Origin of the sequence: Pseudomonas sp. MS646 (genome assembly GCF_036693845.1) — a bacterium.
GTDB classification, from domain to species: Bacteria; Pseudomonadota; Gammaproteobacteria; order Pseudomonadales; family Pseudomonadaceae; genus Aquipseudomonas; species Aquipseudomonas chlororaphis_E.
In genome coordinates, this window is the sequence record NZ_CP144763.1 from 5486446 (window position 1) to 5510281 (window position 23836).

The 23836-nt window shown below is 63.3% G+C and carries 17 protein-coding genes; 7 read left to right on the forward strand and 10 right to left on the reverse strand.

All coding sequences use genetic code 11. The annotated features are described in order from the left end of the window. Positions 1-171: 171 nt before the first annotated feature. Positions 172-4485 (forward strand): DEAD/DEAH box helicase, encoded by a 4314-nt coding sequence (locus V3H56_RS24265; RefSeq protein WP_338473947.1) that lies wholly within the window; start codon positions 172-174, stop codon positions 4483-4485. 191 nt (positions 4486-4676) lie between these two features. Here V3H56_RS24265 and V3H56_RS24270 read toward each other — a convergent pair whose 3' ends face one another. Beyond that, complete coding sequence (locus V3H56_RS24270; protein WP_338474792.1) at positions 4677-6764, reverse strand: mechanosensitive ion channel family protein; 2088 nt, start codon at positions 6762-6764, stop codon at positions 4677-4679. 200 nt (positions 6765-6964) lie between these two features. Here V3H56_RS24270 and V3H56_RS24275 point away from each other — a divergent pair, with 200 nt between their 5' ends. The 4 genes from V3H56_RS24275 to V3H56_RS24290 are packed head-to-tail and all read left to right on the forward strand — an operon-like array spanning position 6965 to position 10983. Beyond that, positions 6965-7891 (forward strand): DUF72 domain-containing protein, encoded by a 927-nt coding sequence (locus tag V3H56_RS24275; RefSeq protein ID WP_042729459.1) that lies wholly within the window; start codon positions 6965-6967, stop codon positions 7889-7891. After that, positions 7888-8700 carry an endonuclease/exonuclease/phosphatase family protein gene (locus V3H56_RS24280; RefSeq protein WP_053144071.1) on the forward strand — a complete coding sequence of 271 codons (813 nt, stop codon included), beginning with the start codon at positions 7888-7890 and terminating at the stop codon, positions 8698-8700. The genes V3H56_RS24275 and V3H56_RS24280 overlap by 4 nt, the downstream gene beginning before the upstream one ends. Further along, complete coding sequence (clsB, locus tag V3H56_RS24285) at positions 8697-9995, forward strand: cardiolipin synthase ClsB (RefSeq protein ID WP_047736374.1); 1299 nt, start codon at positions 8697-8699, stop codon at positions 9993-9995. Before V3H56_RS24280 ends, clsB begins: the two co-directional genes overlap by 4 nt. Beyond that, positions 9982-10983, forward strand: coding sequence for a lysylphosphatidylglycerol synthase domain-containing protein (locus V3H56_RS24290; protein ID WP_042732723.1), 1002 nt, complete (start codon positions 9982-9984; stop codon positions 10981-10983). Before clsB ends, V3H56_RS24290 begins: the two co-directional genes overlap by 14 nt. Positions 10984-11133: 150 nt before the next feature. Here the strand turns inward: V3H56_RS24290 and V3H56_RS24295 are convergent, their stop codons facing one another. From V3H56_RS24295 to V3H56_RS24305, 3 genes are all read right to left on the reverse strand, one after another. Further along, positions 11134-11892, reverse strand: coding sequence for an alpha/beta fold hydrolase (locus tag V3H56_RS24295; RefSeq protein ID WP_053144065.1), 759 nt, complete (start codon positions 11890-11892; stop codon positions 11134-11136). Beyond that, positions 11882-12991 carry a DUF3182 family protein gene (locus tag V3H56_RS24300; protein ID WP_338473948.1) on the reverse strand — a complete coding sequence of 370 codons (1110 nt, stop codon included), beginning with the start codon at positions 12989-12991 and terminating at the stop codon, positions 11882-11884. The genes V3H56_RS24295 and V3H56_RS24300 overlap by 11 nt, the downstream gene beginning before the upstream one ends. Before the next feature lie 338 nt (positions 12992-13329). Continuing rightward, positions 13330-14325, reverse strand: coding sequence for a GlxA family transcriptional regulator (locus V3H56_RS24305; RefSeq protein WP_338473949.1), 996 nt, complete (start codon positions 14323-14325; stop codon positions 13330-13332). 98 nt (positions 14326-14423) lie between these two features. Between V3H56_RS24305 and V3H56_RS24310 the strand changes: the two genes are divergently transcribed. Continuing rightward, positions 14424-14981 carry a cysteine hydrolase family protein gene (locus V3H56_RS24310; protein ID WP_338473950.1) on the forward strand — a complete coding sequence of 186 codons (558 nt, stop codon included), beginning with the start codon at positions 14424-14426 and terminating at the stop codon, positions 14979-14981. Between the two features lie 69 nt (positions 14982-15050). Here the strand turns inward: V3H56_RS24310 and V3H56_RS24315 are convergent, their stop codons facing one another. Next, positions 15051-15563 (reverse strand): single-stranded DNA-binding protein, encoded by a 513-nt coding sequence (locus V3H56_RS24315; RefSeq protein WP_042729629.1) that lies wholly within the window; start codon positions 15561-15563, stop codon positions 15051-15053. Positions 15564-15572: 9 nt separating this feature from the next. Further along, positions 15573-16970, reverse strand: a complete 1398-nt coding sequence (locus tag V3H56_RS24320) for an MFS transporter (protein ID WP_338473951.1) — start codon at positions 16968-16970, stop codon at positions 15573-15575. Positions 16971-17149: 179 nt separating this feature from the next. Between V3H56_RS24320 and uvrA the strand changes: the two genes are divergently transcribed. Then, complete coding sequence (gene uvrA, locus V3H56_RS24325) at positions 17150-19984, forward strand: excinuclease ABC subunit UvrA (RefSeq protein WP_042729627.1); 2835 nt, start codon at positions 17150-17152, stop codon at positions 19982-19984. Between the two features lie 108 nt (positions 19985-20092). On the opposite strand, the gene bfr is transcribed toward uvrA, so the two are convergent. From bfr to rpoA, 4 genes are all read right to left on the reverse strand, one after another. After that, positions 20093-20557: a bacterioferritin gene (gene bfr / locus V3H56_RS24330; protein ID WP_003176400.1), complete on the reverse strand. Its 465-nt coding sequence runs from the start codon at positions 20555-20557 to the stop codon at positions 20093-20095. 152 nt (positions 20558-20709) lie between these two features. Continuing rightward, positions 20710-22164 carry a catalase gene (locus V3H56_RS24335; RefSeq protein ID WP_042729626.1) on the reverse strand — a complete coding sequence of 485 codons (1455 nt, stop codon included), beginning with the start codon at positions 22162-22164 and terminating at the stop codon, positions 20710-20712. A 223-nt stretch (positions 22165-22387) separates the two neighbouring features. Continuing rightward, the gene (rplQ, locus tag V3H56_RS24340) at positions 22388-22774 is read right to left on the reverse strand and encodes a 50S ribosomal protein L17 (protein ID WP_003186009.1); all 387 of its coding nucleotides are present in this window, start codon (positions 22772-22774) and stop codon (positions 22388-22390) included. Positions 22775-22816: 42 nt separating this feature from the next. Further along, positions 22817-23818 carry a DNA-directed RNA polymerase subunit alpha gene (gene rpoA, locus V3H56_RS24345; protein ID WP_003186012.1) on the reverse strand — a complete coding sequence of 334 codons (1002 nt, stop codon included), beginning with the start codon at positions 23816-23818 and terminating at the stop codon, positions 22817-22819. Between the last annotated feature and the right edge of the window lie 18 nt (positions 23819-23836).

Consider the following 23836-nt stretch of genomic DNA (forward strand, 5'->3'; position numbering starts at 1 on the left):
CTCTTCGTCGGATCGCCGCCTGGGCAAGCCCGCTCCTACAGTCGACCGCATTTGGTCTGACGAAACCCGATTAATTGTGGGAGCGGGCTTGCCCGCGAAAGGGCCCTCTCTGTCGACAGAGATCTCAGCCGGTACTTGCATCTTCCCCACCCCACCCGCATAACTGCTCCTATGAATCTGCCCCTTGCAGCCGACCACGCCATGGCGGGCTTTCACCCCGCCGTCCGCGCCTGGTTCAGCCAGACATTCCCGGCGGTCACGGCCGCCCAGGCCCAGGCGTGGCCGTTGATCAGCCAGCGTCGCTCGACCCTGGTGGCCGCGCCCACCGGTTCGGGCAAGACCCTGACGGCGTTTCTCGCGGTGCTCGACGACCTGGTGCACCGCGGCCTCGAACAGGGTGGCTTGCCGGACCAGACCCTGGTGGTCTACGTCTCGCCGCTCAAGGCCTTGAGCAACGACATCCAGATCAACCTGCAAAATCCCCTGGCCGGCATCACCGAACAACTGCGCCAGATGGGCTTGCCGCCCCTGCCCATCACCACCGCCGTGCGCACCGGCGACACGCCGCAGAAAGATCGCACGGCGATGCGCAAGACTGCGCCGCATATCCTGGTGACCACCCCGGAATCGCTCTACGTCCTGCTCGGCTCCGACTCCGGCCGGCAGATGCTCGGCAGCACGCGCACGGTCATCGTCGATGAAATCCACGCCATCGCCGCCAGCAAACGCGGCAGCCACCTGGCCTTGAGCCTGGAACGCCTGCAAGCCCTGTGCGCCGAACCGCTGGTGCGCATCGGCCTGTCCGCCACGCAAAAACCCATCGAAGCGGTGTCGCGCTTTCTGGTGGGTGAAGGCCGTTCGTGTGAAATCGTCGACATCGGCCACGCCCGCCCTCGGGACCTGGACATCGAAGTACCGCCCGTGCCGCTGTCGGCGGTGATGGCCAACGACGTCTGGGAACTGGTCTATAACCGCCTCGCCGAACTGGCGCGGGCGCACCGCACCACCCTGGTGTTCGTCAATACCCGCCGCCTGGCCGAGCGCCTGAGCCGGCACTTGAGCGAGCGCCTGGGCAAGGACGCCGTGGCCGCCCATCACGGCAGCCTGGCGAAAGAGTTTCGCCTCGACGCCGAGCAACGCCTCAAGCGTGGCGAATTGCAGGTGCTGATCGCCACCGCGTCCCTGGAACTGGGCATCGACATTGGCGACGTCGACCTGGTGTGCCAGATCGCCTCGCCCCGCTCGATCTCGGCGTTCCTGCAACGGGTCGGCCGCTCCGGGCACCACGTCGGCGGCACGCCCAAGGGCCGCCTGTTTGCCACCACCCGCGACGACCTCATCGAATGCGTCGCCCTGCTCGACTGCGTGCGCCGGGGTGAACTGGACATCCTGCACATTCCCGAGGCGCCGCTGGACGTGCTGGCCCAACAGATCGTCGCCGAGGTCAGCTGCCAGGAATGGCCGGAACAGGCGCTCCTTGACACATTCCGCCGCGCCTCGCCCTACGCCCAGCTGGACGACGAACACTACCAGGCGCTGCTGCACATGCTCGCCGAAGGCCTCAATGGCCGCCAAGGCGTGCGCAGCGCCTACCTGCACCGCGACGCCGTGACCCGGACCCTGCGCGGGCGCCGGGGCAGCAAGCTGACCGCCGTGACCAGCGGCGGCACCATCCCGGACAACGCCGACTACAGCGTGCTGCTCGAACCCCAGGGGCTGAACATCGGCAGCGTCAACGAAGACTTCGCGGTGGAGAGCATCGCCGGCGACGTGTTCCAGTTGGGCAATACCTCGTACCGCATCATTCGTGTCGAGGCCGGCCGCGTGCGCGTCGAGGACGCCCAGGGCCAGCCGCCGACCATCCCGTTCTGGCTCGGCGAAGCGCCGGGGCGCAGCGCTGAACTGTCCCTGGCCGTGGCTCGCCTGCAAGCACAGCTGGATCAACGGCTCAGCGCCACGCCGGGCAACCTGCAACCGGCCCTCGACTGGCTCACCGACACCTTGGGCCTGAACCTGGCCAGCGCCGAACAACTGCTGGACTACCTGGCTCCGGCGCGCCTGGCCTTCGGCGCGCTGCCGTCCCAGGACACTCTGTTGATGGAGCGTTTCTTCGACGAGTCCGGCGGCACGCAGTTGATCATCCACACGCCGTTCGGCAGCCGCATCAACCGCGCCTGGGGGCTGGCCCTGCGCAAGCGCTTCTGCCGCACCTTCAATTTCGAGCTGCAGGCCGCCGCCAGCGAAGACGCCATCGTGCTGTCGCTGTCCACCAGCCACAGCTTCGAGCTGGACGAGGTCTGGCGCTACCTCAACAGCCACAGCGCCGAGCAGATCCTTGTCCAGGCGGTCCTCGACGCGCCGTTGTTCGGCGTGCGCTGGCGCTGGAACGCCGGCGTGGCCCTGGCCTTGCCGCGCTACACCGGCGGGCGCAAAGTCGCGCCGCAGATCCAGCGAATGAAAAGCGAAGACCTGATCGCCAGCGTCTTCCCCGACCAGATCGCGTGCCTGGAGAACCTGGCCGGTGAGCGGGAAATCCCCCATCACCCGCTGGTGGAACAGACCCTCGACGACTGCCTGCACGAAGCCATGGACAGCGAAGGTTGGCTGGCGCTTCTCCGGCGCATGGAGGCCGGTGAAGTGCGGCTGATCAGTCGTGACCTGCCCGCGCCTTCGCCCCTGGCGGCAGAAATCCTCAGCGCCCGGCCCTACACCTTTCTCGACGATGCGCCGCTGGAAGAACGGCGCACCCAGGCGGTGATCAACCGGCGCTGGAGCGATCCGCACGCCACCGATGACCTCGGTGCCCTGGACGCCGAGGCCATCGAGTCGGTGCGCGAAGAAGCCTGGCCGACCCCGACCAATCTCGATGAAATGCACGAAGCGCTGATGAGCCTGGCCGGCATTACCGACAGCGAAGCCAGCGCCCACCCGGTCTGGCATGGCTGGTTGCAGACGCTGGCTGAACAGGGACGCGCCAGCCACGTGCAGATCAGCGCCGAACGCGGCCTGTGGGTGGCCCTGGAGCGGCTGACGTGCGCGCAGGCGGTTTATCCACAGGCCCGCTGGCAACCACCGCTGGCGCCCCTGGCCGGTTTCGATGAGCCTTGGGAACACGACGATGCCGTGGTGGAGATGCTCCGCGCCCGGCTCAGCGCCTTCGGCCCGCTGCCGCTGACGGCCATCGCCTACCCGCTGGGGCTGTCGACGCCACAGGTCACCCTGGCCCTGGCGCACCTGGAACAGCAAGGCTATGTGCTGCGTGGGCGGTTCACGCCGGGGACCGGTCAGGAAGAATGGTGCGAACGGCATTTGCTGGCGCGTATCCACCGCTACACCGTCAAACGCCTGCGCCGGGAAATCGAACCGGTGAGCTTGCAGGACTTCATGCGTTTTCTGTTCGACTGGCAGCACCTGTCGCCCTCGACCCAAGGCCGTGGCAGCGCCGTACTGCCGTCCATCGTCAGCCAGTTCGAAGGTTATCCGGCGGCCGCTGTGGCCTGGGACAGCGACCTGCTGCCCGCGCGCATCAAGGACTACTCAGCCAACTGGCTCGATGAGCTGTGCCGCAGCGGCAAGGTGGTCTGGACACGCTTGAGCGCGCGGCAGAAGCTCGCCGCCAGCGCCCTGCGCAGCACGCCGGTGGTGCTGTTGCCACGCAGCCAGGTGGCGTTGTGGAGCAGCCTGGCCGAGCAGACGCCCGTCAGCGAGCTGTCGCCCAAGACGCAAAAAGTCCATCAGGCCCTCAGCGACCACGGTGCTTTGTTTTTCGACGAGCTGCTGCACGAAGCCCACCTGTTGCGCACCGAACTGGAAATGGCCTTGCAGGAACTGGTGGGCGCCGGATTGGTGAATGCCGACAGCTTCGCCGGCTTGCGCGCGTTGATCACCCCCGCCAGCAAGCGTCAGGCCCGCAGCAGCCGGCGCGGGCGCGGGGCGTTTGTCGGCGGCATGGACGACGCCGGTCGCTGGGCCCTGCTGCGCCGCAACCCGCCGGCGCCCGCAGAAGGCAACCGGCCCGCGCCCACGCCGCCCGAAACCCTGGAACACATCGCCATGACCCTGCTGCGCCGCTACGGCGTGGTGTTCTGGCGGTTGCTGGAGCGCGAGGCCGACTGGCTGCCGAGCTGGCGTGAGTTGCTGCGCACCTTCCATCGCCTGGAGGCGCGGGGGGAAATCCGCGGAGGACGTTTTGTCAGTGGCCTGGCCGGCGAACAATTCGCCCTGCCCGAGGCGATCCCCCTGCTACGCGAAGTGCGCCGCCGCCCGGCCGACAGCAGCGTGGTTGCCGTGTGTGGCGTGGACCCGCTGAACCTCGCCGGCACCCTACTGCCGGGGGCGAAGGTGCCGGCGCTGGCGAGCAATCGGCTGGTGTATCGCGATGGCGTGCCGGTCGCGGCGCAGGTGGCCGGGAAGGTGCTGTTCTGGGTTGAACTGGAGGCGCAGGCGATGGCTGATATCCGGAGCAAACTCATTCACAAAGGTTGAGGATCGAACGCGCAGCGTGGGAACGATCAGAAAGGTTGAGGGTGTCTGGGCGGGCCTCTTCGCGGGCAAGCCCGCTCCCACAGTTGAAATGTATTCCCCTGTCAGAATGCATTTCCCTGTGAAGATGCATTTCCCTGTGGGAGCGGGCTTGCCCGCGAAGGGGCCATCAGCATCACCCCACGCCTATGCAACTATCGAGGTCGCTCGGGTAACGCTTCCTCTTGCCCGGGCTCTTGCACCAAGCGCTTCGGCAACATCACCTGCTGTGGATAAGTCTGCGCGAAGTGCACCGCCGGATGGTTATCCACAAGCTTCTTCAAGCGTTGGTTGAACGCCCGGCTCACCGCGTACTGCCCACCGGACACCGTACGGAACTGGGCGGTGAGGACCACGCCGTTGAGGTCCATCCGGTCGACGCCGAACACATCCAGCGGCCCTTGCAGGTTGAACTTGAGGAACGGGTCCTCGGAGATCGAACGCCCGGCTTCGCGAATCAGCTCAATGGCCTCCTCGACATCGGTGTCGTAGGTGAACTGCACGGAGAAAAATGCAAAGGCGAATTGCCGCGATTGATTGGTCACGGCCTTGATCTGGCCGAACGGCACCGAATGCACGAAGCCCTTGCCGTCGCGCAGGCGCAGGGTGCGAATGGTCAGGCCCTCGACGGTGCCGGCGTGACCGGAGTCGAGCACCACCCAGTCGCCGATGGACAGCGTGTCCTCGATGATGATGAACAACCCGGTGATGACGTCCTGTACCAATTGCTGTGAACCGAAGCCGATCGCCAGCCCCACGACCCCGGCACCGGCCAGCAACGGCGCGACGTTGATCCCCAGGTTGGCCATGGTGGTGATCGCGCAGATCACCACCAGGATGATTTTCGCCGCGTTGCGCAACAGCGGCAGGATGGTCTTGATCCGCGTGCTGGGCTGGCGGGCGCCACGCTTGTTCAGCGGCGGCTTCAAGGCTTCCTGGATCGCCGTATCGAGCACCACCCACATCAGCCAGGTCACCAGGAAGATCAGGCCGATGCGGCTCAGGGAATCGCTGATCGCCCGCCCCACGGCGTTGCGCGAGGCGAACTCGAACAGCGAGATCCCCCAGATCCGCCCGAGGACTTCAATGAACACCACGGCCAGGACAATTCGCAGCAACGCGTGCAACAGGCTCAGCAGCCGCCCCTTGTAGGCGCTGCTGCGCTGGATGGCCTCGGCCTTGGGCGACTTGAAGACGTGCTGGAACACCGTGCTGAGAAACACCGTCGCAATCAGCAGGATGGTCGTGAACAAGGCACAACGCAGGGCTTTCTGGTTGTCCTCGCCGACGCCGATCAGGCTCACCGCCGACACCAGCACCATCAGCAGGATCGGCCAGTACCAGAGCCCGGAAAAAATCCGCAGCGACTCCTGCAAGGCCGGTTGCTTCAAGCGCTGGGCCAGGGATCGGTTGCGAATCAGGTGGGCCACCGGGCGCCGCAGGCGAATCACCAGCCAGCCAAAGATCATCGACGCCAGCAGGCCGGTGAACACCGCGACGCTGCTGGTGATGTTGCCGCCCAGTTGCCGGGCGATCTGCGGGCTGGTCAAGGCATCGCTGAGGGCGGCGAGAAAGCCGATCATGAACAGCGGCCGGGGGCTCAGGTGCCGGATGATCGCCACCGCCCGGCGCTTGTGCCCGGCGTTGAACATCACGATGACGCACAGCAACACCGAGGTGGAGAAAATGCCGCTGCTGGTGGCGTAGGCAAAGCACAGGGCCAGGGCCCGGCCGACCGAGACCTGCAGGAAGTGACTGACGTACAGGGTCAACGGCAGGCAAAGCAGTGCCGGGACGGTGTAGGGCAACACGTAGCCGAGCACATCCCGGACCCGCTGGCGCGTGCGCAGCCATCGCCCTCCGCCAAGGCGCCGCACCAGTAGCCGCGCGCCCGACCAGAGCACGGCAAACGCGCCGATCCAGACACCCGACAGCAACAGGAAATCCCCCGTCACTCGCCAGGACGAACGGGCCGTCTGGTCCACCAGCCGGTCCACCTCATCCGCCGCACGATCCGCCCGCAGGCGCCAGGCATCCACCAGGCTCTGGTTGAGGTCGAGCTTGTCCTGGACGTCATCGATGCTCGAACTGATGGCGCCGAGCAGGCCGCCCTGGACCAGGGGTTCGGGCTCTGCTGGGGCTTCACTGGGCGCGGCAGTGCCGGGAATGGCGGCTGCGCCGTAGGCGATGCTGCCGGTCAGCGCCAGCAATACCAACAGCAATACACGGCTCAATCGAGACAACACGCGAGGCTCCTTGATGGGAATCGGTAAGGAACTGATCCCTATCGGGCGAGCAAGTTCGCTCCACGGGTCAATACACAACCTTGTGGCCACAGAAAGCCTTGCCGCGTCCACCGGGCACCTGCCCGAAACTTTCTGCCTCGCCCGACAGTCATCAACAAGACACCAGCGGTACGAGGTCAATGGCACGGGAGGGACACATGACGGCGATCCACATTGGTATTTCCGGTTGGCGCTACACGCCTTGGCGGGGGGACTTCTACCCGAAGGGGCTGACTCAAAAACGCGAATTGCAATTCGCCTCGCGAGCGGTCAACAGCATCGAAATCAATGGATCGTTCTACGCCCTGCAACGCCCCGAACGCTATGCCCAGTGGTATGCCGAGACGCCGCCCGGCTTCGTGTTCAGCGTCAAGGCGCCCCGCTTCATCACCCACATCAAGCGCTTGCGCGAGGTGCACAAACCGCTGGCCAACTTCCTCGCCTCCGGCGTGCTGGAGCTCAAGGAGAAACTCGGCCCGATCCTCTGGCAGTTTCCACCGAGCTTCAAATTCGACCCCGAACTGTTCGAGGACTTCCTCAAGCAGCTGCCCCACGACACCGAAGGCGCCGCGACCCTCGCCCGCGAGCACGAACCGCGCCTGGACGGCCACGCCAGCACGACGGCGGATAAAAAACGCCGGTTGCGCCACGCTGTCGAGATCCGCCACGACAGCTTCATCGACCCGCACTTCATCACCCTGCTCCGGCGTTACGACATCGCCCTGGTGATCGCCGACACCGCCGGCAAATGGCCCTATCGCGAGGACGTCACCAGCGACTTCGTCTACCTGCGCCTGCACGGCGCGGAAGAGCTGTACGCCAGCGGCTATACCGACGCAGCGTTGAAGCGCTGGGGCGACCGGATCCAAGCCTGGAGCCACGGCACGCAGCCGGACGACGCGCACCTGATCGACCCGCAGAAGCAACCTCGAGCCCGCAAGAGCCGCGAGGTGTTCTGCTACTTCGACAACGACATCAAGGTCCGCGCGCCCTATGACGCGCGCCACTTGCTGGAGCGCTTCGACCTGGACAAGGACCTCGCCACCGCACCCGGCGTGCGCCCGGCCGAGGGAGTCCTGGCATGAACATTACCCAGTCCACCGAAGCGACCCGCGAGCCCGACCAGGACACCCGCCGGGACCTGGTCCCGACCCAGCGTTTCACCGTGCTGACGGTCAACACCCACAAAGGCTTCACGGCCCTGAACCGCCGCTTCATCCTGCCGGAACTGCGCGAAGCGGTGCGCAGCGTCTCCGCCGACGTGGTGTTCCTGCAGGAGGTCCACGGCACCCACGAACACCATCCCCAGCGTTTCGCCAACTGGCCGAGCATGCCCCAGTACGAATTCCTGGCCGACAGCCTCTGGCCGCAGTTCGCCTATGGGCGCAATGCGGTGTACCCGGCGGGCGACCACGGCAACGCGCTGCTGTCGAAATTCCAGATCGTGCACCATGAAAACCTCGACGTGTCCATCAGCGGCCATGAAAACCGCGGCATGCTCCACAGCGTGTTGCGCCTGCCCAGCGGCGATGGGCCGCAGATCCATGCCATCTGCGTTCACCTGGGGCTGCGCGAAAGCCATCGGGTCGCGCAGTTGAAGCTGCTTTGCCAGCGCTTGAGCGAACTGCCGCCCGAGGCCCCGGTGATCGTCGCCGGCGACTTCAACGACTGGCGTGGCAAGGCCAGTGACTTGCTCGAACCCGCCGGCCTGCGTGAAGTGTTCACCGAACAATGGGGCAAGCCGGCCCGCAGCTTCCCGGCGCGCCTGCCGCTGTTGCGCCTGGACCGCATCTACGTGCGCAACCTCAAGGCCCGTCACGCCCAGGTGCTGAATGTCAGGCCCTGGTCGCACCTTTCAGACCACGCACCGTTGTCGGTGGAGATCGAACTATGAGCGCGACGATGAACAAGGCGACGGTGGAGCAGGTCGAGGCTCCGCCCACCGAGCGCAACCCGGCACTGGTGGACGTCGAATACGGCTGGCACGGCAACAACCGCGTCACCTTGCTGGAGAACGGCGAGGCGTATTTCCCCCGGGTGTTCGAGGCCATCCGCCGGGCCGAGAAGGAAGTGCTCATCGAGACCTTCATCCTGTTCGAGGACAAGGTCGGCAACGAGTTGCGCGACCTGCTGGTGGATGCGGCCCAGCGCGGTGTGCGTGTCACCCTGAGCCTGGACGGCTTCGGCTGCGGCGAGCTGACGCCCAACTTCCTCGCCTCGTTGAGCGATGCCGGCGTGCGCCTGCAGATGTTCGACCCCGCGCCTCTTCACTTGGGCATCCGCACCAACTGGTTCCGCCGCCTGCACCGCAAGGTGGTGGTGATCGACGGGGTGATCGCGTTCATCGGCGGGATCAACTTTTCCGCCGACCACCTGGGCGATTTCGGCCCCGAGGCCAAGCAAGACTATTCGGTGGAAATCAAAGGCCCGGCGGTGGTCGACATCCATCACTTCGCCTTGATGCAGAGCGGTCGTCCGGCCCGGGCCAAATACTGGTGGCAACGGCGCCGCAGCCGGCGCAACGAGTTGGCCTTCAGCGATCATGACGGCCAGGTGCGACTGGTCTATCGCGATAACCATGAGCACCAGACCGACATCGAAGAGGTCTACCTGCAAGTGCTGCGCAGCGCCAAGCGGCGCGTGGTGATCGCCAACGCCTACTTCTTCCCCGGCTACCGGTTGCTGCGCGAGATCCGCAACGCGGCACGGCGCGGGGTGGAGGTGCGGCTGATCCTGCAGGGCCAGCCGGATATGATGATCGCCAAGCTCGCGGCGCGGATGCTCTACAGCTACCTGCTCAAGGCCGGCGTGGTGATCTGCGAATATTGCGAGCGACCGCTGCACGGCAAGGTCGCGCTGGTGGACGAGGACTGGAGCACCGTGGGCTCGAGCAACCTCGACCCCTTGAGCCTGTCGCTGAACCTGGAAGCCAATGTGTTGATCCGCGACCGGGCGTTCAACCGCGAGCTGTTCGAGCGCCTCGACTACCTGATCCGCAACCACTGCACGGTCATGCCCAAGGACCACGCCCCACGTGGCCTGCTGTGGCGCATGACCATCGGTTTTATGGTGTTCCACTTCCTGCGCCACTTCCCGTCCTGGGCCGGCTGGCTGCCGGCCCATAAACCGCGTCTGAAACCTTTCTCGCCGCCGACGGCGGTTCGGAGCGAACCCCATGAACCACTCTGAGGCGCACACCGCGCCAGCTGATGCCCAGGTCCGGGACGAGCACAAGCCCGCGTCGCGCTGGAGCCGCTGGAAGCGGCCGCTGACCCTGGCGTTCTTCCTGCTGTTGATCGTGCTGTTCACAGCCCTGGCCCGACGCATCGACTGGTCCGAAGTGTTCGACACCCTGGCCGATTTCAAGGTACGGACGCTGGTCATCGCTGCCGCGTTGACGATCACCAGTTTCATCACCTACGCCTGCTTCGACCTGATCGGACGCACCTACATCCGCCAGAAGCTCGGCTGGCGGCAGATTCTGCCGGTGGGGGTGATCAGCTACGCCTTCAACCTCAACCTCAGCGCCTGGGTCGGCGGCATCGCCATGCGCTATCGGTTGTACTCACGGCTGGGCGTCAGCACAGGGAACATCGCCAAAATCCTCGGGCTGAGCCTGGCGACGAACTGGTTCGGCTACATGACCCTGGCCGGCGTGGTGTTCAGCAGTGGCCTGGTAACCATGCCGCCCGGCTGGAAGCTGAGCAGCACGGCCTTGCAGGGCGTCGGCGTGCTGTTGCTGCTGGTGAGCGCCGGTTACCTGCTGGCCTGCCAGTTCTCCAAGCGCCGGGCCTGGACGATTCGCGGCATGGAAATCAACCTGCCGTCGCTGCGCATGGCCGTGCTGCAACTGGCGCTGGGCGCGTTGAACTGGTCGTTGATGGCGGCGGTGATCTTCACCCTGTTGCCGAGCAAGCTGGAGTACCCGGTGGTCCTCGGCGTGCTGTTGATCAGCAGCATCGCCGGTGTCATCACCCACATTCCGGCGGGGCTGGGGGTGCTGGAGGCGGTGTTCATCGCACTGCTGCAACATGAAGTGTCGCGGGGCAGCCTGCTGGCGGGCCTGATCGCCTACCGGGCGATCTACTTCATCCTGCCGTTGTTGATCACCGTGGTGATGTACCTGCTGATCGAGGCAAAGGCCAAGGCATTGCGGGTCAAGCCTGGGGTGAAGTGAAGCCTTGATTGGGAGGTTGTCTGGCCTGGCCCCTTCGCGAGCAAGCCCGCTCCCACATGAGGTTCGTGGTGAGTGGTGATTTGTGGGCCAGTGAAGACTCCGTGTGGGAGCGGGCTTGCTCGCGAAGGGGCCCGCACAGACACCACACCACTACCGCGCCTGGATAATGCTCAACCGCTCTCCCACCACCATTTCCGTGATCCAGTCCACCAGGATCGAGGTGTAGGCCTGTTGTGACACAGGGTCGCTCAAGGCATGGTCGGCGCCGTCGATGATGCGGTGCGTCAGTGAATGGGTCTGCTGGCACGCCGCACGGTAACTCATGATGGTGGCGTGGGGGACGTGGTCATCGGTCTCCGACTCCACCAGCAACACATCACCGGTGAACTGCGAGCACGCATGCAAGGCGCGGTTGGTGCTGGCGTGCACCAGGGTGCTGCGATAATCCAGCAGGTCGCTTTTGTCCAGGTCGCGCTTGGGCGTGTGCCATTGCTCGTCGCGGTACAGCGCCGGCACCCGCAGGGCCAGCCAGCGCACCGGTCGCAGCGAGGTCAGGATCGAAGCCAGGTAACCGCCGTAGCTGGTGCCCACCACGGCAATCGCCGAGGTATCAAGGGCCGGGTGCGCCAGCAGTCGGTCATAGGCCGCGAGCAAGTCCCGCAGGTTATCTTCCCGGGTGACCCGCGACAGCGGGATTCCCGCCCCGCCGGTATGGCCACGCAAATCGAAGGTCAGGCACACGCAGCCAAGGCCAGCGATGCCCTTGGCCCGCTCCAGGTCGCGCTCCTGGCTCCCGCCCCAGCCGTGCACGAACAGCACGCCGGGGACTTTCGATTTGGGGCTCAGGAACGTTCCGTTCATCCGCTCATCGTCGATTTCGATCTGAATGGTTTCGCTTCTAGCCGTCATAGGATTGAACCGTCACGTATTTGAGAAGGAAGTCGCCATTGTGTGCCGCGCCGCGGTACACCTCCCGGGCGCCCTGTGGCAGCGGCTGGTCGATGTAGGTTTCGACCGAAGACACGTTCACGACGGTGGTCGTGGGGTCGTTGACGAACACCTCCAGCGCCGCCAACTCGGCGCTGCTGGCCCCGCCCATGCGCCAGGACTGCTCCAGCACACCGCCGCGCGGCTGGCCGGCGGCATCGAGGCCCTGGGCAATGTCGTAGTTTCTGCGCGAAGCGAAGAAGTTCGGATAGGCTTGGTTGGCCGCATCGTCAAACACCTGCGCCAGGCGCACCGCCTCGCGCACATCGTCGGGCAGCTCCAGCTTGAGCAACTCGATGTAGCCGCCCTGCACCACCAGCAGGTCCGAACCGCCATACACCTCCAACCCCTGACTGTCCTCGGTCAGGTGTTGCACACCGCAATAACTCATGACCTTGCCGTTGATGAAGCTCTGGCCGACGCTCTGGGTCTTGACCTCGCTCAGGTTCTGCTCCAGTACCACGCCGTCGCGAAATAACGCCTGGGCCTCGGGGCTGGCGACCACCTCATCGAACTGCGCCAGGCCCTTGATGACTCGTTGATCACGTCCGGCACAGGCATGGATCGGCTTGAGGCGGATCGGCCCGGTGTACAGCAGTTGCTCGGCCGCCGGACGCGCATCCCGCAGGGAAAACACGCTCACGCCATCCAACACGGCGCCTCGGGTCAGCTTGGCGAACAACGGCGACCAGCCTTGGGGCGCCACCGCCTCCTTGTTCAACAGACCGTGGGCGATTGCCTTGGTGCAAATGAAATCATGCTCGACGAAGCCGCCCCACAGGTCATCCGGGCCATTGACCCCCAGGCGCTGCGCGGCGTCGCGGCCGATCAGGGTTTGCGTGGGCAGCAGGTACAAACCTCGCTGGCCGGGCTGCTGCTCGTCGTAGCTGCCACCGTATTCGACGCCGAGGATCTGCGCCAGCCAGCGGGCCAGCGCGCGATTGGTTTGCACCTCGTGAAGCGGTGCATGAGGATTGACCGACAGGGCCACTACCGTTTTGTTGCGATTGACCGACGTCATGCGTTGCCCTTTTACCTGCGCTCGATGGCTGTGGGTAACAGGGGTGCAGAGATCAGGCCAACCGCTTGGCGCGGGACTGGCGGCAAGAAAAACAGGGGGGTTACGGCAACGCTGGTGGCACCTGGCCTGTTTCATTCTGCACGACATGGCACCACGATCCGGCGAATTGCACGATACTCTGAATCGGCGCAGCCTCCTTGTGGCGAGGGGATTTATCCCCGCTGGGCTGCGCAGCAGCCCCAAAGAAGTTGGTGCAGACTTGCCAGGCATATCGCAATGTCAGATTGGGGCTGCTTTGCAGCCCAACGGGGATAAATCCCCTCGCCACAATGAATTTGCTACAGCTTTGAAACGCCGGCCGGCCCCACTCCGAACCGCGCCCGATAATCACTCGGCGCCAACCCGGTGATCTTCTTGAACGTCGCCCGGAAAGCCCCCGGGTCCTGGTAGCCGACGGTCCAGGCAATGTGCTCAATGGTGCCATTGGTGAACTCGAGCATCTCCCGGGCCTTGCCAACCCTCAGGTGCTGACAGTATTGCGTAGGCTTGAGCCCGGTAGCGCTGCGAAACCGGCGCAGGAACGTGCGTTCTTCCAGCCCGGCCTGTTCCGCCATCGCCGCCAGGGTGACATCCACCGCGCCGCTGCCTTGTAACCAGTGCTGGACCTTGAGGATCGCTCCATCGCCATGCCCGAGGATGGGGGCAAAGTTACTGCCGCACTCGCTGGCGCTGTCGCTGTGTTCGATCACCAGAAATTGCGCCGTACGTGTGGCGATACTCGGGCCCAGCAAGCGGTTCACCAGGCGCAAGCCCAACTCCGACCAGGCCATCAGCCCGGCAGTGGTGATCAGGTCGCCGTCGTCGACAATCGGTTTATCGGCCTCGAGCCTGATCTTCGGGTAACGCTCGGCGAAGGACTTGGCCGATGTCCAATGGGTGGTGGCGCTGCGTCCATCGAGCAAGCCGCTTTCGGCGAGCAGGATCGAGCCGACACACACACCGCCCAACACCGTGCCACCGGCGTGCTGCGTTCGTAGCCAATCCATCAGCGCCGGGGACACGAGCCCTTCGCTGAAACCGGCAATGGAGGGCGGAATCAGCAATGCGGCCAGCCTATGCGCCGTGCCGCTTTCGCTGGCGAATACCCGCAGCGGTGCCTGGCCGCTCTCCGCCCGCCAATGGCTCACCAGCAACCGTGGCAACTGCGCGCCGCCCTGCTCGGCCGCAATCCGCTGCGCGACGCCGAACAGATCGGTCAAACCGTGCACCGCCGCCAGTTGGGCGCCGGGGTAAATCAGCACCCCAAGCTCGGCGACCACCCTTTCCTGCGTCATTGTCAGTTTTCCCTCGCTTATTGTCGTTGCGGCCAATCCTCGAATCGACGGCAAACGCCAATACTGGCTTCACCCCTCATTGATCCAAGGAAATCCTCATGTCCAAGCAAGCGCTCATCGTAGTCGATATCCAGAACGACTACTTCCCCCAGGGAAAATGGCCATTGGTCGGTGCCGACAGCGCCGCCGACAAAGCCGCACGGCTGATCGAAGCCTTTCGCCGGAGCGGGGACCGCGTGGTGCACATCCGCCACGAATTCACCTCCGAGGAGGCGCCGTTCTTCACCCCGGGCTCCGAAGGTGCTCAACTGCACCCCAAGGTACGCAATCGCGACGATGAACCGGTGGTGCTCAAGCATTTCGTCAACGCGTTTCGCGACACCGAGCTGCAAGCCATCCTCGAACGCGACGGCATCGAACAACTGGTCATCGTTGGCAGCATGAGCCATATGTGCATCGATGGTGCCGCCCGGGCTGCGGCAGACCTGGGCTACGGCGTTACGGTGATCCACGACGCCTGCGCGACCCTGGACCTGGAATTCAACGGCGTCGTCGTGCCCGCCGCCCAGGTGCACGCAGCGTTCATGGCAGCGCTGGGCTTTGCCTATGCGAACGTGGTGAGCACGGAGCAATTCCTGACGGGTAGCCACTCCTGAAAACCTGCGGTCATAAAAAACCGCGCTTCGGGAAACCGAAGCGCGGTCTTGTTTTTAGCGGACAGCCGCTTAGAACGGAATATCGTCGTCGAAGCTGTCGAAATCCGGGGCCGGTTGCGGCGCGGCCTGTTGCGGGGCTGGACGCTCGCGTTGTGGCTGTGGCGCCGCCTGTGGGCGAGGTGCCTGCTGACGCGGGGCCGACTGCTGGTAGTTGTTGCCACCTTGCTGGTCACCCTGTGGACGGCCGCCCAGCAGTTGCATGGTGCCTTGCATGTCCACCACGATTTCGGTGGTGTAGCGCTTGATGCCGTCTTTTTCCCACTCGCGGGTCTGCAGCTTGCCTTCGATATACACCTGCGAACCCTTGCGCAGGTATTCGCCGGCGATCTCCGCCACTTTGCCGAACATCGACACGCGGTGCCATTCGGTCTTCTCGACCTTCTGGCCGGTCTGCTTGTCGGTCCACTGTTCGCTGGTCGCCAGACTCAGGTTGGTCACGGCATTGCCGTTCGGCAGGTAGCGAACTTCGGGATCCTGGCCGCAAGTACCGACCAATATGACTTTGTTAACCCCACGGGCCATAACGTTCTCCTAGGCTTCGCACGTGGTCGGGGCCGGGTTGTTCACCAGGCGCTCGAGCGTCGCACGATCCAATAATTCGGTGTCCAGTTTGATGTAAACGGCCGCTTCGTCGGCGACCACCACTGCATCGGTTACTCCAACGACGGCCTTGAGGCGCTCGGTCAGGCCTGCTTCGCGGATGGCTTCGGGCGACAACGGCAAGCGCAGGCTCGTCACATACGGAGGTTCGCGCATGGTAACAGCAAAGACCAGCCAAAGTGCAGCCAGCGCGGCACATCCCAGGAAGACAACCGACAAACCGCCGTGCTGGAACAGCCAACCGCCGAGAATCCCGCCCAACGCCGAACCGAGGAACTGGCTGGTGGAATAGACCCCCATGGCCGTGCCTTTGCCACCGGCCGGTGAAACCTTGCTGATCAGCGACGGCAGCGACGCTTCCAACAGATTGAACGCGGTGAAGAACACCACCGTACCGATCACCAGCGCCCGCAGGCTGTCGCCGAACTGCCAGAAGAATAGCTCAGTGAGCATCAGCGTCAGGACGGCACCGAGTAAAACTCGTTTCATTTTGCGTCGCTTCTCGCCGTAGATGATGAACGGGATCATCGCGAAAAACGAAATCAGCAGCGCCGTGAGATAGACCCACCAATGCTGTTCCTTGGGCAAGCCGGCCTTCTCGACCAGCGCCAGCGGCAAGGCCACGAAGCTGGACATCAGCATGGCGTGGAGCACGAAGATGCCCAGGTCCAGGCGCAACAGGTCCGGGTGCTTGAGCGTCGGGATCAGCGCCTGGCGCGCCACCCCGGATTCACGGTGCTGCAACGGCCCGGTGGCTCGCGGCACCATGAAGGCGACGATCAGGATGCCCAACAACGCCATGCCGCCGGTGGCCAGGAACAGGCCCGACAGGCCAAACGCCCGGGTCAGCAACGGCCCCACGACCATCGCGACGGCGAACGACAGGCCGATCGTCATGCCGATCATGGCCATGGCCTTGGTCCGATGCTGTTCGCGGGTCAGGTCCGATAGCAATGCCATGACGGCCGCCGAAATCGCCCCGGCGCCTTGCAGGATCCGTCCGGCGATCACGCCCCAGATCGAATCGGCGCCGGCCGCCAGCACACTGCCGAGGGCGAAGACGATCAACCCCAGGTAAATCACCGGACGCCGGCCAATGCGGTCGGAAGTGATCCCGAACGGGATCTGGAAAATCGCCTGGGTCAGGCCATAGGCGCCAATCGCCAGCCCGATGAGGGCCGGGGTCGCGCCCGCCAGGTCCATGCCATAGGTCGCCAGCACCGGCAACACCATGAACATGCCCAGCATGCGAAAGGCGAACACCAGGGCAAGGCCGCTTGCTGCGCGGGTCTCGCCGCCACTCATGCGTTCGCTGTGGGGATCGTGCATGGAAAAACCTCATGTGAACCGGCGGCGATTCTACCAGTCCCATCGATTGAGGGGGTATATGGCGACGGTTTGCCGCGCAGTCTTCATGTATGGCGTAAAACTCACTTCCGATAGTGTGCATCCATCCAGTATTTGCCCGTATACTCCTACGTTTTCGACGCCCGCCGAGCGAGGCCACTTTGGACAAGATCCTGATTCGTGGGGCCCGTACCCACAACCTGAAGAACATCGACCTGACCCTGCCACGGGACAAGCTGATCGTCATCACCGGCCTGTCCGGATCCGGCAAATCATCCCTGGCCTTCGACACCCTGTACGCCGAAGGCCAGCGACGCTATGTCGAATCCCTGTCGGCCTACGCCCGGCAGTTCCTGTCGATGATGGAAAAACCCGACGTCGACACCATCGAAGGGCTGTCGCCGGCGATTTCCATCGAGCAGAAATCCACCTCCCATAACCCGCGGTCCACGGTCGGTACCATCACCGAGATCTACGACTACCTGCGCCTGCTGTATGCGCGGGTCGGTATTCCCCGGTGCCCGGACCACGACATTCCCCTGGAAGCCCAGACCGTCAGCCAAATGGTCGACCTGGTGCTGGCCCAGCCCGAAGGCAGCAAGCTGATGCTGCTGGCCCCGGTGGTGCGCGAGCGCAAGGGCGAACACCTGCTGGTGTTCGAAGAACTGCGCGCCCAGGGTTTCGTGCGGGCCCGGGTCAACGGCAAGCTGTGCGAACTGGACGAGCTGCCCAAGCTGGACAAACAGAAGAAGCATTCGATCGACGTGGTGGTCGACCGCTTCAAGGTCCGGGCCGACCTGCAACAGCGCCTGGCCGAGTCCTTCGAGACCGCGTTGAAGCTGGCCGACGGGATCGCCCTGGTGGCGCCGATGGACGACGAGCCCGGTGAAGAGATCATCTTCTCCGCGCGCTTCGCCTGCCCGATCTGCGGCCACGCCATCAGCGAGCTGGAACCCAAGCTGTTCTCCTTCAACAACCCGGCCGGCGCCTGCCCGACCTGCGATGGCCTGGGGGTCAAGCAGTTCTTCGACACCAAGCGTCTGGTCAACGGCGAACTGACCCTGGCCGAAGGGGCGATCCGTGGCTGGGACAGGCGCAACGTCTATTACTTCCAGATGCTCGGCTCGCTGGCGGCCCACTACAAGTTCAGTCTGGACAAGCCGTTCAACGAACTGCCCGCCGACCAGCAGAAGTACATCCTGCACGGCAGCGGCTCGCAAAGCGTGGACTTCAAGTACCTCAACGACCGTGGCGATATCGTCAAGCGCTCCCACCCGTTCGAAGGCATCGTGCCTAACCTGGAGCGGCGCTACCGCGAAACCGAGTCGGCCAGCGTGCGCGAGGAACTGGCCAAGTTCCTCAGCACCCAGCCTTGCCCCGACTGCCGTGGTACCCGCTTGCGGCGCGAGGCGCGGCACGTGTGGGTCGGTGAGAAAACCTTGCCGGCGGTCACCAACCTGCCGATCGGCGATGCCACCGATTACTTCGCCGGCTTGAAGCTCACCGGCCGCCGTGGCGAAATCGCCGACAAGATCCTCAAGGAAATCAGCGAACGCCTGCAGTTCCTGGTGAACGTGGGGCTGGACTACCTGACCCTCGATCGCAGTGCGGACACCCTGTCAGGCGGCGAAGCCCAGCGTATCCGCCTGGCGAGCCAGATCGGCGCCGGTCTGGTGGGGGTCATGTACATTCTCGACGAGCCGTCCATCGGCCTGCACCAGCGGGACAACGACCGACTGCTCGGCACCCTCAAACACCTGCGGGACATCGGTAACACGGTGATCGTGGTCGAACACGACGAAGATGCCATTCGCCTGGCCGACTACGTCGTGGACATTGGCCCCGGCGCGGGCGTGCACGGCGGGCATATCGTTGCCCAGGGCACGGCTGCCGAAGTCATGGCGCATCCCGACTCCCTGACCGGCAAGTACCTTTCGGGCCGGGTGAAGATCAAGGTCCCGGCCAAGCGCACGCCACGTAACAAGAAGCTGTCGCTGACCCTCAAGGGCGCGCGCGGCAACAACTTGCGCAACGTCGACCTGGAAATCCCGATTGGCCTGCTGACCTGCGTCACTGGGGTGTCCGGCTCCGGCAAATCGACGCTGATCAACAACACCCTGTTCCCCCTCAGCGCCACGGCGCTGAACGGTGCCACCACCCTCGAAGCCGCTGCCCACGACAGCATCAAGGGGCTGGAGCACCTGGACAAGGTCGTCGACATCGACCAGAGCCCCATCGGTCGTACGCCACGCTCCAACCCGGCGACCTACACAGGCTTGTTCACGCCCATTCGCGAGCTGTTCGCCGGTGTACCGGAGTCCCGTTCGCGGGGTTATGGCCCGGGGCGATTCTCGTTCAACGTCAAGGGTGGACGCTGCGAAGCCTGCCAGGGCGATGGCCTGATCAAGGTGGAAATGCACTTCCTGCCGGACATCTACGTGCCTTGCGACGTGTGCAAGAGCAAGCGCTACAACCGCGAAACCCTGGAGATCAAGTACAAGGGCAAGAACATCCACGAAACCCTCGAAATGACCATCGAGGAAGCCCGGGCGTTCTTCGACGCGGTGCCGGCACTGGCGCGCAAGCTCCAGACGCTGATGGACGTCGGCCTGTCATACATCAAGCTCGGGCAGTCGGCGACGACCTTGTCCGGCGGTGAAGCCCAACGGGTCAAGCTGTCTCGCGAGCTGTCCAAGCGCGACACCGGCAAGACCCTGTACATCCTCGACGAGCCGACCACGGGCCTGCACTTCGCCGATATCCAGCAACTGCTCGACGTGCTGCATCGACTCCGCGACCACGGCAACACCGTGGTGGTGATCGAGCACAACCTGGACGTGATCAAGACGGCGGACTGGCTGGTGGACCTCGGGCCGGAGGGCGGCTCCAAGGGCGGCCAGATCATCGCAGTGGGTACGCCTGAGCAAGTGGCCGAGATGAAGCAGTCCCACACCGGCTACTACCTCAAGCCTCTGCTGGAACGTGATCGGGAGTGATCAAGGCCCGGGCATGAAAAAGCCCCTGTCATCGGTGAGATGACAGGGGCTTTTTCATGCTCCGCGAGGGAATGTATCCAGTGACGCTCTGCCTCCGGTACCCGGCAATCAGAACTGCGACTGCAGGTAATTCTCCAAACCGATCAACTTGATCAAACCCAACTGCTTCTCAAGCCAGTAGGTATGGTCTTCCTCGGTGTCATTGAGCTGGACACGCAGGATCTCGCGGGTCACGTAGTCGTTGTGCTGCTCGCACAGCTCAATGCCCTTGCACAGCGCCGCACGAACCTTGTATTCGAGCCGCAGGTCGGCTGCGAGCATGTCGGGCACCGTGGTGCCGACGTCCAGATCGTCCGGACGCATGCGCGGCGTGCCTTCGAGCATCAGGATCCGACGCATCAACGCATCGGCGTGCTGGGCTTCTTCTTCCATTTCATGGTTGATACGTTCGTAGAGCTCGGTAAAACCCCAATCCTCGTACATCCGCGAATGGATGAAATATTGATCACGGGCTGCCAGTTCACCTGTCAGCAGCGTGTTGAGGTAATCGATTACGTCCGGGTGACCTTGCATCGCCCTACATCTCCACAAGCTTTTAAAGGCTGTAGTTTGAACCAAGCTGACTCCAAGGTCACGGTTCTATCGCAATAAAAGTGAAGAAAATCCGAGAAAACCGGGCTAAATAACGCAAAAACCGCCCTAATGCGGGCGGTTCTGCTTCTCGTTTAGACTTCGTTAAGCTGTACACCCAACGCTTTTGCGATACCTTCTCCATAAGCGGCATCCGCCTTGAAGAAATGCTGCAGCTGGCGATCGACCACATCTGCCGACACACCCGCCATGGCACCGGCGATATTGCTGATCAGCAGGGCTTTCTGCTCATCGTTCATCAGGCGGAACAACGCCCCGGCGTGGCTGTAGTAATCGGTATCTTCGCGATGATCGTAACGATCGGCCGCGCCACTGAGGGCCAGCGCCGGTTCCGCATAACGCGGAGCCTGCTTCGGCGCTTCCACGTAGCTGTTGGGCTCGTAGTTCGGTGCCGCGCCACCATTGCTGCCAAACGCCATGGCGCCATCGCGCTGGTAAGTATTGACCGGGCTGCGCGGCGCATTCACCGGCAGTTGCTGGTGATTGGTCCCTACGCGGTAGCGGTGCGCATCAGCATAGGCAAACACACGACCTTGCAGCATGCGATCCGGCGAAAGGCCTACGCCTGGGACCATATTGCTTGGCCCGAACGCCGCTTGCTCGACTTCAGCAAAGTAGTTCAGCGGGTTGCGATTGAGCTCAAGCTCCCCCACTTCGAGCAATGGGAACTCTTTTTGCGACCAGGTCTTGGTCACGTCGAACGGATTCTCGTAATGGGCCGCAGCCTGGGCCTCGGTCATGATCTGGATGCAGACACTCCATTTCGGGAAGTCGCCGCGCTCAATAGCCTCGAACAGGTCACGCTGAGCGTAATCCGGGTCGGTGCCCGCCAGGCGTGCCGCTTCGGCCGGCGCGAGGTTCTTGATCCCCTGTTTAGTCTTGTAGTGCCACTTGACCCAGTGGCGCTCGCCTTGGGCATTGATCAGGCTGTAGGTATGACTACCGAAGCCGTGCATGTGCCGATAGCCATCCGGAATGCCACGGTCCGAAAACAGAATGGTGACCTGGTGCAGCGCCTCAGGCGAGTGCGACCAGAAATCCCACATCGCCTGCGCGCTTTTCAGGTTGCTTTGCGGCAGACGTTTCTGGGTGTGGATGAAATCCGGAAATTTCAGCGGATCACGAATGAAGAACACCGGCGTATTGTTACCCACGATGTCCCAGTTACCTTCTTCGGTATAGAACTTCAGGGCGAAGCCGCGTGGGTCGCGCTCGGTGTCAGCCGAACCCCGCTCACCGCCTACGGTAGAAAAGCGCAGGAAGGTGGGGGTTTGCTTGCCTACCGACTCAAACAGCTTGGCGCTGGTGTACTGGGTAATGTCGCGGGTCACGGTGAAGGTGCCGTAGGCGCCCGACCCTTTGGCGTGCACGCGGCGCTCAGGAATGTTTTCGCGGTTGAAGTGAGCGAGCTTCTCGATCAGGTGAAAGTCGTCGAGCAGCAGCGGGCCCCGGGGGCCGGCGGAACGGGAGTTCTGGTTATCGGCGACAGGAGCGCCGCTGGCGGTCGTAAGCGTTTTGATCTGGCTCATGCTCAATCTTCCTAGGTCGGTCTTCGAACTGCCGGCTAATCGGCTGGAGAGGAGTATTGATCATGTTAGTGACAGTATCCAAATTCATTAAATCATGGGCATCGATAGTTATTATCTAACGCCACTACGTTGCCCATAGCGAAGCCAGTCGAAGCGGTGTTTCACCTTTTCATCAGGCAACAAAAAACCGGGCACAAGGCCCGGTTTTTTGTATGTTGCCGTCTTACTCAGCGGATACAGCTTCACCGCTGGTAGCACGATCAACCAACTCGACGTACGCCATAGGCGCGTTGTCGCCAGCGCGGAAACCGCACTTGAGGATGCGCAGGTAGCCACCCTCACGGGTAGCGTAACGCTTGCCCAGGTCGTTGAAGAGCTTACCAACGATAGCTTTCGAACGAGTACGGTCGAAAGCCAGACGGCGGTTAGCCAGGCTATCTGTCTTGGCCAGAGTGATCAGCGGCTCTGCAACGCGGCGCAGTTCTTTGGCTTTCGGCAGTGTAGTTTTGATCAGCTCGTGCTCGAACAGCGACACCGCCATGTTTTGGAACATGGCCTTGCGGTGCGAGCTGGTGCGGCTCAGGTGACGACCACTTTTACGATGACGCATGGTTCATTCCTTACCAAACACAACGTTCGGTGATTACGACGATCAGGCAGTCGCCTTGTCGTCCTTCTTAAGACTTGCAGGCGGCCAGTTGTCGAGGCGCATGCCGAGGGACAGACCGCGGGAGGCCAGAACGTCCTTGATTTCAGTCAAGGATTTCTTGCCCAGGTTCGGAGTCTTCAACAGCTCTACTTCGGTACGCTGAATCAGGTCGCCGATGTAGTAGATGTTTTCCGCCTTAAGGCAGTTAGCCGAACGTACAGTCAGTTCCAGATCGTCAACCGGGCGAAGCAGGATCGGATCGATCTCGTCTTCCTGCTCGACAACCACTGGCTCACTGTCACCTTTGAGGTCGACGAACGCAGCCAACTGCTGTTGCAGGATGGTTGCAGCGCGGCGAATGGCCTCTTCAGGATCCAGGGTACCGTTGGTTTCCAGATCAATAACCAGCTTGTCCAGGTTGGTACGCTGCTCGACACGGGCGTTTTCCACCACGTAGGCGATACGGCGAACCGGGCTGAACGAAGAGTCAAGCTGCAAGCGACCAATGCTGCGGCTTTCGTCTTCATCGCTCTGACGCGAGTCGGCCGGTTCATAACCACGACCACGAGCTACAGTGAGCTTCATGTTCAGGGCGCCGTTAGACGCCAGGTTAGCGATTACGTGATCGGGGTTAACGATCTCGACATCATGATCCAGCTGAATATCGGCAGCGGTAACCACCCCCGAACCCTTCTTCGACAAGGTCAGCGTAACTTCGTCACGACCGTGCAGCTTGATAGCCAGACCTTTAAGGTTCAACAGGATTTCAATTACGTCTTCCTGTACACCTTCGATGGCGCTGTACTCGTGGAGCACACCGTCAATCTCGGCCTCGACTACTGCACAGCCGGGCATTGAGGACAACAGGATGCGGCGCAGCGCGTTGCCCAGGGTGTGGCCGAAACCACGCTCGAGAGGCTCGAGCGTGATCTTGGCGCGGGTTGGACTGACAACCTGCACATCAATATGGCGGGGTGTCAGGAACTCATTTACCGAAATCTGCATGGATGCACCTATTTTCTA